Consider the following 16,394-nt stretch of genomic DNA (forward strand, 5'->3'; position numbering starts at 1 on the left):
CGTTGTACGCAGACGAACCAGAGCAATCGCACGAGTACGCCGACACCATGACTCCATTCGAATTCCGCCAAGCCGTCCGCCATCGCGACTTCCGTGGCCCGACGGCCGGCCATTGCGGCGACTACGCGCAAGCCAATCTCGCGATCCTGCCCGCCACGCACGCGCACGATTTCCTGCGCTTCTGTCACGCGAATCCGAAGCCGTGTCCGCTGCTCGGCGTGGGCGAGCCGGGCGATTTCCGCGTGCCGGTGCTCGGGCGCGATATCGATATCCGCACCGACGTGCCCGCCTACAACGTCTATCGCGACGGCGAGCTGAGCGATCGCGTCGAATCGATCGAGGCGCTCTGGCAGGACGATTTCGTCGTGTTCGCAATCGGCTGCTCGTTTTCGTTCGAACACATGCTCGCGAAGGAAGGCATAGGGCTGCGCCACGTTGAAGAAGGCCGCAACGTGCCGATGTACCGCACCACGATTGCAAACCGGCGGGCGGGCGTATTCGGCGGCGAACTCGTCGTGTCGATGCGCCCGTTGCGCGGCCCCGACGCGATCCGCGCCGTGCAGATCACGAGCCGCTTTCCGGGCGTGCATGGCGCGCCCGTGCATATCGGCGATCCGGCGGAACTCGGTATCGCCGACCTCGCACGCCCTGAGTTCGGCGATGCAGTAACGATCCGCGCAGGCGAGCTGCCCGTCTACTGGGCATGCGGTGTGACGCCGCAAACCGCGCTGATGGCCGCGAAACTGCCGCTCGCCATCGCGCACGCGCCGGGCCACATGCTGATGACGGATATCACCAACGCGTCGCTGGCCATCTTCTGACCGCTCCGGCGGCGCGCAACACGCCGCTTCAAAACATCTCTCACAGCATCTCGAAGCCATCCGGCCAACCGGCCCGGAGGGAATGACGCATCCCTACGCTCTTGCGCGGCTTCGCTTGTAACTCATGCGTCTATCCACAGGAGCATCAGATGGACAGCAAGACACTCACGGCAAGCGTCGACGATGCCGCCGACCTGAGCACAACGGCCGACACGCCAGCACTGTCCTGGTACGCAGAAGCCAGTCCACGCGCCCGCCGCGCGTTCTGGAGTTGCAAGGTCGGCTATATGCTCGACGGCATGGACACGCAGATGCTGTCCTTCGTGATTCCGACGCTCGTCGCGACCTGGGGCATCTCGCTCGCCGACGCCGGCTTCATCGGCACCATGACGCTGCTGTCCTCCGCGCTCGGCGGCTGGATCGCGGGGATTCTGTCCGACCGCATTGGCCGCGTGCGCACGTTGCAACTCACCGTGCTGTGGTTCGCGGTGTTCACCGCGTTGTGCGGTCTCGCGCAGAACTACGGCCAGTTGCTCGCGGCACGCGCGCTGATGGGCTTCGGCTTCGGCGGCGAATGGACGGCGGGCGCTGTGCTGATCGGCGAAGTGATCCGTGCACGCGATCGCGGCAAGGCGGTCGGTCTCGTCCAGTCGGGCTGGGCGCTCGGCTGGGGCATGGCTGCCCTGCTCTACGCCGTGCTGTTTTCCGTCATGGCGCCGGAAATCGCGTGGCGCACGTTGTTCCTGATCGGACTCGTGCCGGCGCTGCTCGTGCTCTTCATCCGCCGCTACGTGAAAGAACCCGAAGTATTCGAGCACGCAAAAGTCCGGCAGCAGCACACGCAGGATACGCCGCGCTTCACCGAAATCTTCTCGCCCCGACTGCTGTCGACGACGCTGCGCGCCGCTCTGCTCACCACGGGCGCACAAGGCGGCTACTACGCGATCACGACATGGCTGCCGACGTTTCTCAAGACCGAGCGTCATCTGACCGTGATGGGCACGGGCGGCTACCTCGCGATGATCATTGCCGGTTCGTATGTGGGCTATCTGTGCAGCGCGTGGCTCACGGACCGCATCGGCCGCAAACCGAACTTCATTCTGTTCGCGCTGGGTTCGATGGCGATTGCGTTCGCGTACACCTCGTTGCCGCTCACGAATGCGTCGATGCTGTGGCTCGGCTTTCCGCTCGGTTTCTTCGCGTCGGGCATTTTCTCCGGCATGGGCGCGTTTCTCACTGAACTCTTTCCGACCCGCGTACGCGGCTCCGGCCAGGGGTTTTGCTACAACGTCGGCCGCGCGATCGGGGCACTGTTCCCCGTGCTGATCGGCACGCTATCGAGCCGTTTCGGTCTCGGCACGAGCATCGGCATGTTCGCAGTGGCTGCGTATGGCGTGCTGATCATCGCCGCGCTCACGCTGCCCGAAACGCGGGGCCGCGAACTCGAAGCTGCCTGAACTGCGCCATTCGCACCTCATTACACTTTTCGCATCAAGACCACGACATGATGAAGCACGATCAAGCCTCCGATGTTTGCACGCCGTCCCGCTGGCAGTTCTGGATCGATCGCGGCGGCACGTTCACCGATATCGTCGCGCGCCGCCCGGACGGCACGCTCACCACGCACAAGCTCCTCTCCGAAAACCCCGAGCAGTATCGCGATGCGGCCGTCGCTGGCATTCGTCATCTACTCGGTCTGCAAGCCGGTGAAGCCATCACGCCGCGCCACGTCGAGATGGTCAAGATGGGCACCACCGTCGCGACCAATGCCTTGCTCGAACGCAAAGGTGAACCCGTCGCGCTCGTCACGACACGCGGCTTTCGCGATGTCCTGCGAATCGCGTACCAGAACCGCCCGCGGCTCTTCGATCTCGACATCGCATTGCCGGAAGCGCTCTATGAGCGCGTGTTGGAAATCGACGAACGCGTGAGCGCGCAGGGCGAAGTCGTCGCGCCCCTCGATCGTGTCGCGGCACAGCGTGCACTGCACGAGGTCTACGACAGCGGCATCCGCGCGCTCGCGATCGTGCTGATTCATGGCTATCGTCACACGTCGCATGAACGCGAGCTCGCAGACCTCGCTCGCGACATCGGCTTCACGCAGATTTCGGTGTCCCACGAAGTCTCGCCGCTCATGAAAATGGTCTCGCGCGGCGACACGACCGTCGTCGATGCGTATCTGTCGCCGATCTTGCGCCGTTACGTGGATCAGGTCGCCCACGAAATGCCAGGCGTGAACCTGCAGTTCATGCAAAGCAGCGGCGGACTGACGCGTGCCGACGTCTTTCAGGGCAAGGACGCGATTCTTTCCGGTCCGGCGGGTGGTATCGTCGGCATGGTGCGCGCAGCGCAGGCCGCAGGCTTCGAGCGCGTGATCGGCTTCGACATGGGCGGCACGTCGACGGACGTCTCGCACTTCAATGGCGAGTTCGAGCGTGTGTTCGAAACGCAGGTGGCAGGCGTGCGCATGCGCGCACCGATGATGAGCATCCATACAGTGGCCGCAGGCGGCGGCTCGGTGCTCGGCTTCGACGGCGCGCGGCTGCGCGTCGGCCCGGAATCGGCGGGCGCCAATCCCGGCCCGGCGGCGTACCGGCGCGGCGGCCCGCTCGCAGTCACCGATTGCAACGTGATGCTCGGCAAGATCCAGCCGGACTATTTTCCGCGTGTGTTCGGTCCGCATGCAAACGAGCCGCTCGATCGCGCTGTCGTCGTGCAACGCTTTCAATCCCTTGCTGAAGAGATTTTTGCGGCGACAGGCCAGCGCCGCACGCCCGAAGAACTGGCCGAAGGCTATCTGGAGATCGCCATCGGCAGCATGGCGAACGCGATCAAGAAGATCTCGGTGCAACGCGGCCACGACGTCTCGCAGTATGTGCTGACCACGTTTGGCGGCGCAGGCGGCCAACATGCCTGCGGCGTGGCCGACGCGCTCGGCATGACGCGCGTGTTCGCACATCCGCTCGCGGGCGTGCTCTCAGCTTACGGCATGGGACTCGCGGATCAGACGGCCATGCGCGAGCGCGCGCTGGAAATCACACTCGACGAAGCATCGCTGCCGACGCTTGAAGCCGCGCTCGATGCGCTCGCGGACGATGCGACACGCGCACTGCTCGACCAGAGCGTGGACGCCGCACGCATTACGACCGAGCGGCGTGTGCACTTGCGTTATCAGGGCACCGATTCGTCGCTCGCGGTGCCGGCGGGCAGCATCGACGCCATGCGTGCTGCGTTCGAGGCGGCCTATCGCCAACGCTACGCGTTTCTGATGGCGGATACGCCGCTCATCGCGGAACTCGCTTCCGTCGAGGCCATCGGCCATTCCGATGCGCCTGTCGACACCGGCAGCCTGCAGAGGCGCGAGGCAGACGACGCGCTGCGTGCACAGACAACCGTACGCATGTATTCGGGTGGTCAGTGGCACGACGCATCGCTCTATCAGCGCGACACGCTGTGCGCCGGCGACACACTCGACGGTCCGGCGATCATCGCCGAAAAGAATGGTACAACTGTGGTCGAACCAGGATGGCAGGCCGAACTCACCGTCCAGGGCAACGTCGTGATGACGCGCGTGCAACCGCTCCCCACGCGACGCTCGATCGGCACCGAAGCCGACCCCGTTCGCCTCGAAATCTTCAACAACCTGTTCATGTCGATTGCCGAGCAGATGGGCTTGCGCCTGCAAAATACGGCCTACTCGGTCAACATCAAGGAACGTCTCGACTTCTCGTGCGCGATCTTCGACGACGAAGGCAATCTGATTGCCAACGCGCCGCACATGCCGGTGCATCTGGGCTCGATGGGTGAAAGCATCCGCACGGTGATCGAGCGCAACCGCGGCGCCATGCGCGACGGCGACGTGTTCATGCTCAACGACCCGTATCACGGCGGCACGCACTTGCCCGACGTGACCGTCATTACACCCGTATTCGCGGACGGTTCGTCCGAACCGCTCTTTTACGTCGGTTCGCGCGGCCATCATGCGGACATCGGCGGCATCACGCCGGGCTCGATGCCGGCGTCCTCGTCACATATCGAAGAGGAAGGCGTGCTGATCGACAACTGGCAGCTCGTCCGCGCAGGCGAATTACGCGATGCCGAAACGCGTGCGCTGCTCGCGTCGGGCCGCTATCCCGCACGCAATATCGCGCAGAACATGGCCGATCTGCGCGCGCAGGTCGCCGCGAATCAGAAGGGTGTGGACGAATTGCGCCGCATGGTCGCGCAATTCGGCCGCGACGTGGTGCTCGCTTTCATGCGTCACGTGCAGGACAACGCCGAAGAGGCCGTGCGCCGCGTGATCGGCGCGCTCAAGGACGGTCGCTATCGCTACGAACTCGACAACGGCGCGGTGATCGACGTCGCGATTCGCGTCGATGCCGCGACACGCAGCGCCACGGTCGATTTCAGCGGCACATCTGCGCAGTTGCCCAACAACTTCAATGCGCCGAAAGCGGTCTGCATGGCGGCCGTGCTCTATGTGTTCCGCACGCTCGTTGGCGACGATATCCCGCTCAACGCGGGTTGTCTCAAGCCGTTGTCGGTGATCGTGCCCGACCGTTCGATGCTCAATCCGGTGTATCCCGCGGCGGTGGTGTCGGGCAATGTCGAGACGTCGTCGGCAATCACCAATGCGCTGTATGGCGCACTCGGTATCGTGGCATCGAGCCAGGGGACGATGAACAACTTCACCTTCGGCGATGCCCGCTACCAGTACTACGAAACGATCGCAGGCGGCAGCGGCGCGGGCAACGGTTTCAGCGGTGTCGATGCCGTGCAGACGCACATGACCAACTCGCGTCTGACCGATCCTGAAGTACTCGAATGGCGCTACCCGGTACGGCTCGAATCGCACCTGATCCGCGCGGAATCGGGTGGTGCGGGACGCTGGCACGGAGGGAACGGCGCGATCCGGCGCATTCGCTTCCTCCGGCCGATGACGGCATCCATTCTGTCGAATAACCGCATTCATGCGCCTTTCGGCGCGGGTGGCGGACGGGCAGGAGGACGCGGCAGTAATCGCGTCGAGCGCGCGGATGGTCAGATCGTCGCTTTAGGTCATATCGCGAGTGTCGAGATGCAGGCGGGCGATGTGTTCGTGGTGGAAACACCGGGAGGCGGTGGTTTCGGGGAAGTCTGACTCTCGCGCAGAGGGACTTGCGTCCAGCGTTGTCGCGCGTGAACCACCACACGCGGCAACGACGCAATCCGGCATGCGCGCGCTAATTACCTCGGGTGACTCACTTAACCCAGGCTGAGAAGATACTCCCTGTCCGCTTGCGGCAACTGCTCGAGCCATCGATTTTCCTGCCCCGGCTGCGGCAATTCATAGCCGTATTCGATCATCTGCAACGGTGGAATTTCGGAGATGTAGACCCAGATAAAACGCCGCTCCACCGAAGCGATCTCCATGACGGATCCGACGATTTTAGACAGGAGCAACTGCTTTCTATCATCCGGACGTCCTGCACGAATATGCCCGTGAACGAAGATCTGATCGTCTCGAAGCGGGCGTCCGCCGATGAAATGATTTCCTCTCGGCACTTCATTGAATATCACCTGCGCAAAGAAGCCTTGTGCTCCCGTCGCTTCGTTGTGGGATTGGGTAATCGCCTGCGCAATCCGCAGCTTCTCGTCTTCACTGAAACGGCCTGCGGCGGCCGACACGACATAAGTAGGCATGGTTGCGTTCCCGATCAATAATTCATCATGAGATGCCAATCGGCATCCCTTGCGATTGGCACGTCGGATGTAGCCACGACCCGCGATTCGAAGTACCATAGATGTAGGTACATCTTATTGAGCAGATCACCCCCGAGTAAGAAGTGTTTACCCTGGAACACTGCGCCTGTACGCGACGTCGGCCCCTTCAGTATGACGGCTGCAATACCAGCATTGATTGAAGGAGATAGAAGTGCAAGAGCCTGTCCGCGATGTCTATCGTGGTTTCGAAATTCTTCTCATCCTCAGACATATTGAAGACGGGAGAATCGAAACAACGTTGTTCATCAACCCAACCGTATCCACTCCACCCGCACTGGCGCAGGCAGCGAAGCAGTCGGGTGGCTCCGTTTTGCATGCCCTCGATGCTGCGAAGCCAATCACGGATCAGATCGAAGCGGCGCACAAAGTCGTCGACGAACTGATCGCCCGTCACGGGCCGCTGCATGCGGCGGCGGTTGCCTCGCGGCCTCAGACGAAGTGATTTTTTAATCGTCCAATGCCTTCCACTTCAATCTCGACCACGTCGCCCGACGCCAGGAATCTGGGTGGTGTGAACCCGATTCCGACTCCGGCAGGTGTGCCGGTCGAAATGATGTCGCCGGGTTCGAGCGTGCATCCAGCAGAAATGACTTCGATCAGCGTCGGAATGTCGAAGATCAGATCCCGCGTGTGAGCATCCTGTCGCAGTTCCCCGTTGACCCATGTGCGAATGGATAGCTCGTCGTGTCGCAACTCATCCGATGTCACGATGAACGGGCCCATCGGACAAAACGTGTCGAGAGATTTCCCCAGAAACCACTGACGATGATTCTTCTGCCGGTCCCGAGCAGTCACATCGTTGATGATCGTGAAACCCCAGATGTAACCGGCGGCATCGGCTCGTTTGATATCACGGCCCGCGCGCCCTATCACGACAGCAATTTCGCCCTCGTAGTCGACCTTGTTCGTTATCTGAGGGTGCGTGGATACCGCATCGTTGGGTCCGACCACTGAGGTAGCCGGCTTGGTAAAGACAGCAGGATAGTCATCAACCTCACTTCCCGCTACGGCGCCAGCTTCGTAGCCGCTCTTCGAAAATTCATACGCGTGCTCGCGATAGTTCTTACCCACACAAAAGATGTTCTTGCGCGGATTGGGGATGGGTGCGAGCAACCGCACATCATCAAGACGTAACGATACGGGATGCTCGGTATCAGCTTCCGCAGAGAACTGCTCATACCGTTCTATCAGGTCGAGCATGCTCGTTACCGGCAGGGGAAAAAACCGCGCGCCGTCTGCGCTTACCCGGCCGACGAGTTGCTTTCCCTCATGTTCGAATGTGGCGAATTTCATGGGATCGTTAATCAGGTCACAAACATCGATTTGAAAAGCTGCATGTCACTTCGGCGCGTACTGCATCTCACCGTTACCAAATGACCAATCCTCACGCGCTACGTCGATAAGACTGATCCACACATCTTCTTTGCGTATCCCTGCCTTTGCGTGGATACCATCCGCGACGGCCTTATAAAAAGCCTTCTTCGTTTCAGTGGTTCTTCCTGCATTCCACACGACTTGAATAAACACGATTTGCGGGCTGTAAGTGATTCCAAGGTATCCCTCTTCCGGATACACCAGTTCGTCTGAAGCGTGACGGGTAATGATCTGAAACTTGTCATGTTGCGGCACATTCGCGACATGGATCATCGCTTCATAAACGACATCGCTGACAGCACGGACAACCTCTCTGGAGGCTGTTTGAGAAATATTGATGCGAGCCAATGGCATGATCCAATTCCTTTCAATGGGCTTGATGTTCCCGGCAACGCCGGATGTCCAGATAGGTTAGAGTGACGCCAGATGTGCGACAAGCGCATAATTTTCATCATCTTTATGATAGGAGCGCATGTTGCTACAAGACATCGAGGCCTTCGTAGCCGTGGCTGACCTGAAGTCCCTAACCAAAGCAGCCGACAAACTTTCGATTACGCAATCAGCAATCTCACGCCGCCTGCAACAGCTTGAAAGCGCACTCGGCGTAGAGCTTCTGGATCGCACGATCAAGCCGCTTGGACTGACGGCAATTGGAAGGCGTGTCTACGAACAGGGGATCCGGTTGCTGCGAGACCGCGACGGCTTGCTGGCGATCACGCAGGAAAGCACCGAGCCCACGGGCACGATACATCTCGGCTTGACACATGCGCTCGCCGACATCGCGATGTTCGACACTGCGATGCAATTGAAAACGAGTTTCCCCGCTTTAGATATAGAACTGCAGACGGGCTGGAGTCCCGGCTTGCTGGAGATGATCAGCGTGGGAGCGCTAGATGCTGCAGCACTTCTCGTGGTCGCCGGAAGCGATTTGCCGAATGACGTGGAGGGACATCTGGTCAAACGCGTCGAGGTCGTGATCGTGCAAAGCGCACTGCATCCTCTGGTCGATTCCCAGTCGGAGATTGATACATTGGCGAACCACAAGTGGGTACTCAATCCACTGGGATGCGGATATCGCGCAGCACTCGATCGGGCGATAGAAGGCAAGGGACGACGGCTGCAAATCAGTATCGACACGCACGGAACCGAGATGCAACTTCGCCTCGTAGCGGCGGGCATGGGCCTCGGCCTCGTGCCGCGTAGCGTCATCGCGGAGAGTGTCCTGCGTGATCAGTTGCAGATTGTCGAAGTCGCAGATTTCTCGCTGCATCTTGACGCGAGAATCGTTCGTGCCTCGCAGCCTGGCAACTTACGTCGAGCCATTGAAGTGTTCGAAAGCACTCTGCAGGAACGCCTGGCATAGAACGAAACAAGCCGCGGCGCCCAGACCAATACCTATGCGCCGCGCCTGTCTTATCCGAGATCGGTCTTCATGACTTCCGTCTCACGGGAACTCGACGCAACCGCTGTCAGTTCGGCCCGCGGCTCGAGCGGACTTACCGAACCATAACCCGACAGTTCGCGCGCCATCGCCTCCCGGTCCAGTTCGCCCTCCCATGCCGACACCACCACCGTAGCCACCGCATTACCGATGATATTCACGAGCGATCGGCACTCTGCCATGAATCGATCGATACCCAGGATGAGGACCATCGCCGCGACGGGCACGGTAGGCACCACCGACAGACTCGCTGCCAGTGCGACAAAGCCCGCACCAACAACGGCGCTTGATCCCTTCGATGTCAACATGGTCACAGCGAACAACGTCAATTCCTGGGCGAGCGTCAGGTGAATGTTTGTCGCCTGCGCCAGAAACATGACCGCCAGCGTCATATAGATGTTGGCACCGTCCAGATTGAACGAATAGCCAGTCGGCACAACCAGTCCGACAACCGCCTTCGAGCAGCCCATCCGCTCGAGCTTTTGCATTAACTGGGGAAGTGCAGCTTCGGAAGTACTCGTGCCAAGGACGATAAACAGTTCCTCTTTCAGGTAGGCAAGAAAGCGAAAAACGTTGAATCCCGCGAATTTTGCAATCAGGCCAAGCACCACGGCGACGAACGTAAATGCTGTCAGATAGAAAACGCCGATCAGTTTCAGCAGGGGGACGAGTGAGCCGATCCCGTATTTTCCGACTGTAAACGCGATCGCGCCGAACGCGCCTACTGGGGCGAATCTGGTAATGATCTTGACGAGAGAGAAGAACACATTCGACAGTTTTTCAATGGCCACCGTGATGCTTTGGACCCGTTCACCTGCTGCAGATAACGCAATGCCGAACATCACCGATACGAAAAGGATTGGCAGCGTTTCACCCTTTGCAAAGGCATCAAAAAACGATGCCGGAATAATCGCAAGAAGAAATCCCGCTATACCGTCCATATGTTCGGCCTGACTCACGAACCCTGAAATCGCGTGCGGATCCAACGATGAAATTGAAACGTTGAAGCCCTCGCCTGGGCGCAGGAAGTGGCCCGATATCAGCCCGATCGCCAAAGCCAATGACGAGACAATTTCAAAGTAGATCAGGGCCTTCCCACCCACTCGGCCTACCTTCTTCAGATCGCCCATGCTTGTGATACCCGTGACCACCGTACAGAATATGACCGGGCCGATTACCATGCGGATGAGCTTGATGAACGCATCGCCGAAAGGCTTCATCGACATCGCGTACGATGGATACAGATGCCCGAGTACGATTCCAACGACAATCGCAAACAGCACCTGAAGATACAGAACTTTATAGAAAGGTTGCTTCATGGTGTCATCCTCACATACCTTGCCGCCTGCGGCGGCTATGGCGCCCTGCCAGCGGGCGCCAATGACTCGTTGCACGAACGGCCAGTTGATCTTCTTCTTTTCCACGCTAGGCGCGGCACAGTTTCGCGGCATCGATTTATCGGCCTGACGCACGCGCGCCCAGAGATCCGGCTCGCACTTGCCAGCCGGATCTACCGTTCAATACTTAGGGAAGTTCTGGTTTCGACGCGGCTATTCGCTGCGCTCGTCTTCGATCCAGTCTTTGTTGAAGCCACCCAGGATCGGGTGATACATTTCGTCGCCTGAATGCTGGGTGAACTCGATATTCAAGCGGTTCGTTTTCAGACCGAGCAATTCCACGCACGCTTCGATCAGTTGTCGCGCAAGCTCTCCACGCTGTTCCAGCGGGCGGCCACGACGGATGTCCAGCATCATGATTGCAGCCTCGTCCGGTTCATCATCGGAGCAACGCCACACACCACCTCTACCCACTTCACGAATCGATACGGTGATGATGTTCGTGTTGACCTTCATCACATCCGCGTAGATTTCACCGATTCGCTTTGCGGCTGCTTTTTTCTGATCCGGGGTGTATTCGTAGGGCACATCGAGTTGCAGATAGGGCATGATTTCCTCAACTGTCGGGATGGGGCGACAGAAGCGCCGGCAAGGCGCTCCTTCGAATTTACTTCGACGCCTGCTGGTTCAGCTTCGCAACCAGCGCATCACCCAGCGCGTGGTCCGAGAAGGGTTGCTGACCCGTAATCAGTTCGCGATCAACGACCACATTGCTCTTCCACGGCTCGGCGATTTGCACGTCGGCACCCGCCTTCGCCAGCGCCTCATCCGTGTAGAACTGGACCTGACCGCCCAGCGGCTTACCCTCGCCTTCCAGCTGCTTCTCTTCTGCGTTCGAGAACACCGTGAGCTTATACCCGGCATACGGCCAGCCTTGCTTGAGCTGATCGATCGATGCCGTGTCATCGGCGATCAAGGCTTTGTCGAAAGCAGCGGGGTTTTTCATGGTCGACAGCAACGCGATCGGGCCGTGGCAGATAATGCCGGTCGGACGACCCGTATCGTGGAAGCTGACCAGAATCTTGCCGAGATTCCTGTCCTTCAGCAGATCCTGCATCGGCGCATGACCGCCTGGCATGAAGAGCCCAACGTAGCCTTGCGTACCCTTGGCCGCGACAGTCGCGAGCTTCATGGGATGCTTGATCCCCGCGAATCCGTCGACGAATTTCAGCGCGTCTTCACGCTTTGCATCGTCGCCGCCGAAGAACATCTTGTTGTTCGAATTCTCATCCATGGAGGGCGTGTCGCCCTTCGGATTGGCGAACACAGGCGTGTAGCCCGCATCGACGATCTGCTTCAGCGGCGTCGCCAACTCGTTCAGATAGTAGCCTGTCTTGTACGTCTTTCCGTCACGAAGATCGAGTGTATGTGCGCTCGACAGAACCACCAGAACCTTGCCGTGCGATTGCGCCGAAGCAACTGTCGGAGCCACCGCAGCGATGCCGAGCGCGAGAACGAGACTGCTGATTTTGAACCTGTTCATGGATGAAAATTACCTTACCAACATTAGTACAACTGTGTAAAAAGAAAATTCCAAAGCTGCGATTAATCTATTTCCATCAACTTGCGAGCGCTCCCCTGCCACAGCGCGGCAATCGACCTTACCTGGATGAAGCCATGGATACGAACTCCCCGTGATCCAGTCCAGCCAAGGCTGTCCTCACCATATTCTCAGCCGCCGTGGCGTAACTCACCCGCCCTCTTACGGCCTCATGGTCAGTGACTTGCAGAAAGCGCCGGTACTTCGATTCAGGCAGAACGACCTGCAGTCTGATTCCCTGATCGCTGAAATCCTGATGCAACGATCTTGAGTAAGCCAGCACATACGCCGCAATTGCCTCGCACATGCCGTTCTTGCATTCGGGCCGGTCGTTGGCGACCGTCGCTACCTGAATAATCGTTCCCGTCCCGCGCGACGCGAATGCGGGTGCAACTGCCCTCGTAAATCGCGTCAATGCCGCCAGATTCACGGCAATGATCGGGCTGATCAGGCTCGTGTCACTTTCCAGCATTGGCGCAGCGGCGCCGATACCTGCATTGTTCACGAGCATCGTGATGCTCGAATCGCTGCGCAGAAGCGACTCGACGCTCTGCACACCAGCAAGCCTCGCAAGATCGGCCTGCACCACCTCGAAGCTACGTCCTGTCTTGTCGGTCAGCTGGCTTGCGAGCGTGTTCATTCGCGCCCGGTTGCGCGCAATCATGATCACGTCATAGCCGCGCTCAGCAAGCTGCTCTGCATAGCACGCACCGACGCCACTCGACGCGCCAGTTACGACTGCAGTTCCCTTGCTGACTCCTTCAATCAAGACATTTCTCCGAGACTTCTAGCTGGTTGATGAGCGTGAATGAATCTTAGATTTATGCGATCATCGGCTCAATGACGTAGATGCAACGTTTCCGGCCATCGACGTTTTCATCCATCGGAGGTTGCCATGCAGAAGGTTGGACTCGTCGTCTATCCTAACTTTCAATCGCTCGGACTCGCGGTCGCAACCGTGTTCGAATACGCGAACATCATGAGCGGCGAGCAGATTTACGATCTGTCGCTGGTTTCAGAACACGGCGGACTCATCAAGTCGTCACAGGGCTTCTCGGTCGAAACCAGTACGTTCGTCCGACGAAAATTCGACACCCTGATCGTGACTGGCGACAACGAAACAGCGCCGCCGAGTGAAGGACTCAAGGCGTACCTGCGCGCGTCGAGCCGGCATTCCCGTCGGATCTGCGCGATCTGCACCGGCGCGTTCGTGCTCGCTGAAGCAGGGTTGCTTGAGGGACGCCGGGCGACGACACACTGGCAGTTCGCGAGAGCGTTCCAGCGCGCCTATCCGAATGTCCAGATGGAAGAGGACCGGATCTTCATGATTGACGGACATATCTGGACCTCCGCCGGCATGAGTGCAGGTGTCGATCTTGCGCTCGCCCTTGTGGAGAAAGATCTGGGGCAGAAGATCGCGCGTGACATCGCCCGAAAGCTGGTGGTGACACACCGACGCGCAGGTGGCCAGTCACAATACTCCGCCTTGCTCGAGCTCGACGCCAAGACGGATCGCGTTCAAAGCGCTCTCGCGTACGCTAGAGAAAACCTGACGTCGGAACTATCGGTAGAGGAGCTTGCGGAAGCTGCCAACCTCAGTCCCCGGCAATTCAGCAGACTCTTTCGCGAGGAGACGGGGCAGTCGCCGGCCAAAGCAATCGAGCGCCTGCGTGTCGAAGCCGCCAGAACCATGATGGAAACGGGTCGTCATCCAATTGACAGGATCGCCCGGGAAACAGGCTTCGGCGACCGCGAGCGTATGCGTCGGGCGTTTCTACGCGCATTCGGCCAGCCGCCACAGTCGATACAACGAACCAGTTCGCCTTCTGTACCGGCTTGACGGACTTCGGGCCTGATCAGGCTTCCGTTAAAGCACTTCGATCAGCAATCCGCCGCCCGTTCTGGGCGGCGACATGAACGGCAGGCTGCTTCCTGTACACGGACGGCTTCCCGCACACCACCTACATCCCCCTGCAACAACGTACCCGCTACAAGAATTTGCCGCGTTTCTGCCATGGCCGGAATCGTTGCGTATATGACATTTGCGACAACGCCGCGCCGGCGTATCTTTCGTCTCGAAGTCGATATTCATCGACCGAACCCATTGGAGAAGATCATGAGCAATTCGAAAGGTACTGCCCTCATCACTGGCGCGTCGGCTGGCATTGGTGCTGTTTATGCGGACCGTCTCGCGAAACGCGGTTACGACCTCATTCTGGTCGCCCGCAATGAAGACCGGCTGAAAGCATTGTCTGCGCGCCTCGCCAGCGAAAGCGGCCGTTCGGTGAAGTACCTGGCCGAAGACCTGAACGACAAGGCTGCCGTCCGCCGTGTCGAAGCCGTGCTGCGCGATGACGCGAGCATCACGATGCTCGTCAACAACGCTGGCGTCGGTTCGGTCAACTCGATCCTGCAAGGCGACGTCGACACGATGGAAGACATGATCGCCCTCAACATCACCGCACTGACGCGTCTCACCTATGCGGCCGCTCCCGCTTTCGTGGCGCGTGGCACGGGTACGATCATCAACATCGCATCGGTGGTCGGTATCGCGGTCGAAATGCTGAACGGTGTGTACAGCGCGTCGAAGTCGTATGTCATCAGCTTTGGCCACGCTCTGCAGCGCGATCTGGCTGGCAAGGGTGTTCGCGTGCAGTCGGTGCTGCCTGGCGCAACTGCTACCGAGTTCTGGGACGTCGCAGGTTATCCGAACCAGAAGACCTCGCCCGTCACGATGTCGGCATCAGATCTCGTCGACGCTGCGTTGGCTGGCCTCGACGCGGGCGAAATCGTGACGATTCCGGGTCTGCATGACGCGGAAGACTGGAACCAGTGGGAAGCCGGCCGTCGCGCGATCTCGCAGAAGTTCGGCAACGCTGTACCTGCCGCGCGTTATGGTCTGACCGCGAGCAAGTAAGTCAGTAGAAATCCGGCATGACAGCGCGCCGTCGTCCCAGCAGAACCTGGGCGACGGCGCAATGCCATCTGCGCGATCGGTGGGATAGTGTTGCCTGTCGCTGTCGGCAGCATGTGCTGATGAATCCGGATCCAGCGAGAGCGAAGGCGCGTGTTGTTACGCCGCCTCAGTCTTCTAGACAGATGTGGAATGCGCGGTCATTTCCTGATCCGTGTCGAGCGACCGGAAATAACCCAGACAGGCGTCGATGAACGTTCTCGTCCTTCGTGGCGTGGAGCTAGCCTGCTGGTACTGCACGCCGAGGTCGATTCCGCCTAACGACATTTCCCCGTCGAAACTCACCTTTCTAAGCTCGCCTCGAGCCAGGTCACGCCGAACAATCACTTCGGGCAATAGCGCGATACCGGCCCCGGCCATCGCAAGTTCTCTTGCGATCGCGCTGGGCACATTCATATCGACGCTTTGCAGCGACAGAGGAGGACATGTGCTGGTATCCGATGAAATTTCGAGGCCTTTTCTCGCAGCCTCTTCGCGCCCATCGATTATCCGATGCTGCGGCAGATCACAAATCGAGTTCAGCGATGCACTCTTGTCGAGATATTGTGGACTGGCTACAAAGACAAAACCGGATCGAAATAGCGGACGATTGACCACCGTAGCGTTGGCTATACGATCAGGCGGATAAATCGACAGGTCGTAACCCGACTCGATCAGATTAAGCGGACTATCCTGTACCGTCAGATGGATTTTTATGCATGGCGCCGTTGCTCCAAACGCGTCGAGCAGGGTCGAAATACCTGCCGCCACGGCAAGCGGATGGGCGACTACTCGCACGTAGCCGCACTCCGATGTTTTGTCGTCGATAAGCCGGCGCTCAGCCTGCTCCAACTCATCGATGATTCTCGAGCAGGAATCGAAATAGTCTCTCGCCGTTTCAGCGAGCGCAACACGGCGCGTGGTTCGATTCAGGAGCCGCGAACTCGTGTGGGTTTCCAGATCGGATATGGCGCGAGAAAGCGCGGCTCTCGAAACATTCAGAATGTCTGCAGCTTTCGTATAGCTTTGCGTTCTTGCGACGGTGACGAATGCACGCATCGATGCGAGTTGATCCATAGCAGTCTCTGCTTGAAAAACGCGTCGC

At 59.3% G+C, this 16,394-nt stretch carries 15 protein-coding genes; 7 read left to right on the plus strand and 8 right to left on the minus strand.

All coding sequences use genetic code 11. From position 1 onward, the window contains the following. Nucleotides 1-2 precede the first annotated feature (2 nt). The 3 genes from G3O01_RS11385 (at nt 3) to G3O01_RS11395 (ending at nt 5,961) form a co-directional block, all read left to right on the plus strand. Nucleotides 3-821: a putative hydro-lyase gene (locus G3O01_RS11385; protein ID WP_277403022.1), complete on the plus strand. Its 819-nt coding sequence runs from the start codon at nt 3-5 to the stop codon at nt 819-821. A gap of 149 nt (nt 822-970) precedes the next feature. Continuing rightward, entirely contained in the window at nt 971-2,278 is a 1,308-nt protein-coding gene (locus tag G3O01_RS11390) for an MFS transporter (protein ID WP_205804738.1), read from the plus strand. A 50-nt stretch (nt 2,279-2,328) separates the two neighbouring features. After that, complete coding sequence (locus tag G3O01_RS11395; protein WP_205805138.1) at nt 2,329-5,961, plus strand: hydantoinase B/oxoprolinase family protein; 3,633 nt, start codon at nt 2,329-2,331, stop codon at nt 5,959-5,961. Nucleotides 5,962-6,065: 104 nt separating this feature from the next. On the opposite strand, the gene G3O01_RS11400 is transcribed toward G3O01_RS11395, so the two are convergent. Next, nucleotides 6,066-6,503: a tautomerase family protein gene (locus G3O01_RS11400; protein WP_205804739.1), complete on the minus strand. Its 438-nt coding sequence runs from the start codon at nt 6,501-6,503 to the stop codon at nt 6,066-6,068. Nucleotides 6,504-6,720: 217 nt separating this feature from the next. Here G3O01_RS11400 and G3O01_RS11405 point away from each other — a divergent pair, with 217 nt between their 5' ends. Beyond that, nucleotides 6,721-7,026: a hypothetical protein gene (locus G3O01_RS11405; protein ID WP_205804740.1), complete on the plus strand. Its 306-nt coding sequence runs from the start codon at nt 6,721-6,723 to the stop codon at nt 7,024-7,026. On the opposite strand, the gene G3O01_RS11410 is transcribed toward G3O01_RS11405, so the two are convergent. Together G3O01_RS11410 and G3O01_RS11415 are read right to left on the minus strand one after the other, a co-directional pair. Continuing rightward, nucleotides 7,014-7,877 carry a fumarylacetoacetate hydrolase family protein gene (locus G3O01_RS11410; protein WP_205804741.1) on the minus strand — a complete coding sequence of 288 codons (864 nt, stop codon included), beginning with the start codon at nt 7,875-7,877 and terminating at the stop codon, nt 7,014-7,016. The two genes, G3O01_RS11405 and G3O01_RS11410, sit on opposite strands and share 13 nt — an antisense overlap. Before the next feature lie 45 nt (nt 7,878-7,922). Continuing rightward, nucleotides 7,923-8,312, minus strand: a complete 390-nt coding sequence (locus tag G3O01_RS11415) for a tautomerase family protein (protein ID WP_205804742.1) — start codon at nt 8,310-8,312, stop codon at nt 7,923-7,925. Between the two features lie 118 nt (nt 8,313-8,430). Between G3O01_RS11415 and G3O01_RS11420 the strand changes: the two genes are divergently transcribed. Beyond that, on the plus strand, nt 8,431-9,321 hold the full coding sequence (locus tag G3O01_RS11420; protein ID WP_205804743.1) for a LysR family transcriptional regulator: 891 nt from the start codon (nt 8,431-8,433) through the stop codon (nt 9,319-9,321). A gap of 50 nt (nt 9,322-9,371) precedes the next feature. On the opposite strand, the gene G3O01_RS11425 is transcribed toward G3O01_RS11420, so the two are convergent. The 4 genes from G3O01_RS11425 to G3O01_RS11440 all read right to left on the minus strand — a co-directional run bounded on the left by G3O01_RS11425 (nt 9,372) and on the right by G3O01_RS11440 (nt 13,105). Beyond that, a complete protein-coding gene (locus tag G3O01_RS11425; RefSeq protein WP_205805139.1) occupies nt 9,372-10,718 on the minus strand; it encodes a dicarboxylate/amino acid:cation symporter in 1,347 nt (448 codons plus the stop codon). Between the two features lie 231 nt (nt 10,719-10,949). Beyond that, nucleotides 10,950-11,345 carry a tautomerase family protein gene (locus G3O01_RS11430; RefSeq protein ID WP_205804744.1) on the minus strand — a complete coding sequence of 132 codons (396 nt, stop codon included), beginning with the start codon at nt 11,343-11,345 and terminating at the stop codon, nt 10,950-10,952. A 58-nt stretch (nt 11,346-11,403) separates the two neighbouring features. Next, nucleotides 11,404-12,279: a type 1 glutamine amidotransferase domain-containing protein gene (locus tag G3O01_RS11435; protein ID WP_205804745.1), complete on the minus strand. Its 876-nt coding sequence runs from the start codon at nt 12,277-12,279 to the stop codon at nt 11,404-11,406. A gap of 118 nt (nt 12,280-12,397) precedes the next feature. Further along, nucleotides 12,398-13,105 carry an SDR family NAD(P)-dependent oxidoreductase gene (locus tag G3O01_RS11440; protein ID WP_205804746.1) on the minus strand — a complete coding sequence of 236 codons (708 nt, stop codon included), beginning with the start codon at nt 13,103-13,105 and terminating at the stop codon, nt 12,398-12,400. A 126-nt stretch (nt 13,106-13,231) separates the two neighbouring features. Here G3O01_RS11440 and G3O01_RS11445 point away from each other — a divergent pair, with 126 nt between their 5' ends. Both G3O01_RS11445 and G3O01_RS11450 read left to right on the plus strand, forming a co-directional pair. Next, nucleotides 13,232-14,176 carry a GlxA family transcriptional regulator gene (locus G3O01_RS11445; RefSeq protein WP_205804747.1) on the plus strand — a complete coding sequence of 315 codons (945 nt, stop codon included), beginning with the start codon at nt 13,232-13,234 and terminating at the stop codon, nt 14,174-14,176. Between the two features lie 273 nt (nt 14,177-14,449). After that, nucleotides 14,450-15,253 (plus strand): SDR family oxidoreductase, encoded by an 804-nt coding sequence (locus tag G3O01_RS11450; protein ID WP_205805140.1) that lies wholly within the window; start codon nt 14,450-14,452, stop codon nt 15,251-15,253. A gap of 174 nt (nt 15,254-15,427) precedes the next feature. Here G3O01_RS11450 and G3O01_RS11455 read toward each other — a convergent pair whose 3' ends face one another. Beyond that, nucleotides 15,428-16,366 (minus strand): LysR family transcriptional regulator, encoded by a 939-nt coding sequence (locus G3O01_RS11455; RefSeq protein ID WP_205804748.1) that lies wholly within the window; start codon nt 16,364-16,366, stop codon nt 15,428-15,430. Between the last annotated feature and the right edge of the window lie 28 nt (nt 16,367-16,394).

This window comes from Burkholderia sp. Ac-20365 (assembly GCF_017104715.1).
Taxonomy (GTDB): domain Bacteria; phylum Pseudomonadota; class Gammaproteobacteria; order Burkholderiales; family Burkholderiaceae; genus Paraburkholderia.

Excerpts from the sequence above, each read along its gene's own strand:
- G3O01_RS11390 (WP_205804738.1), top strand. The coding sequence starts at position 971 with ATGGACAGCAAGACACTCACGGCAAGCGTCGACGATGCCGCCGACCTG.
- G3O01_RS11395 (WP_205805138.1), top strand. The coding sequence starts at position 2,329 with ATGAAGCACGATCAAGCCTCCGATGTTTGCACGCCGTCCCGCTGGCAG.
- G3O01_RS11400 (WP_205804739.1), bottom strand. The coding sequence starts at position 6,503 with ATGCCTACTTATGTCGTGTCGGCCGCCGCAGGCCGTTTCAGTGAAGAC.
- G3O01_RS11410 (WP_205804741.1), bottom strand. The coding sequence starts at position 7,877 with ATGAAATTCGCCACATTCGAACATGAGGGAAAGCAACTCGTCGGCCGG.
- G3O01_RS11415 (WP_205804742.1), bottom strand. The coding sequence starts at position 8,312 with ATGCCATTGGCTCGCATCAATATTTCTCAAACAGCCTCCAGAGAGGTT.
- G3O01_RS11420 (WP_205804743.1), top strand. The coding sequence starts at position 8,431 with ATGTTGCTACAAGACATCGAGGCCTTCGTAGCCGTGGCTGACCTGAAG.
- G3O01_RS11425 (WP_205805139.1), bottom strand. The coding sequence starts at position 10,718 with ATGAAGCAACCTTTCTATAAAGTTCTGTATCTTCAGGTGCTGTTTGCG.
- G3O01_RS11430 (WP_205804744.1), bottom strand. The coding sequence starts at position 11,345 with ATGCCCTATCTGCAACTCGATGTGCCCTACGAATACACCCCGGATCAG.
- G3O01_RS11435 (WP_205804745.1), bottom strand. The coding sequence starts at position 12,279 with ATGAACAGGTTCAAAATCAGCAGTCTCGTTCTCGCGCTCGGCATCGCT.
- G3O01_RS11445 (WP_205804747.1), top strand. The coding sequence starts at position 13,232 with ATGCAGAAGGTTGGACTCGTCGTCTATCCTAACTTTCAATCGCTCGGA.
- G3O01_RS11455 (WP_205804748.1), bottom strand. The coding sequence starts at position 16,366 with ATGGATCAACTCGCATCGATGCGTGCATTCGTCACCGTCGCAAGAACG.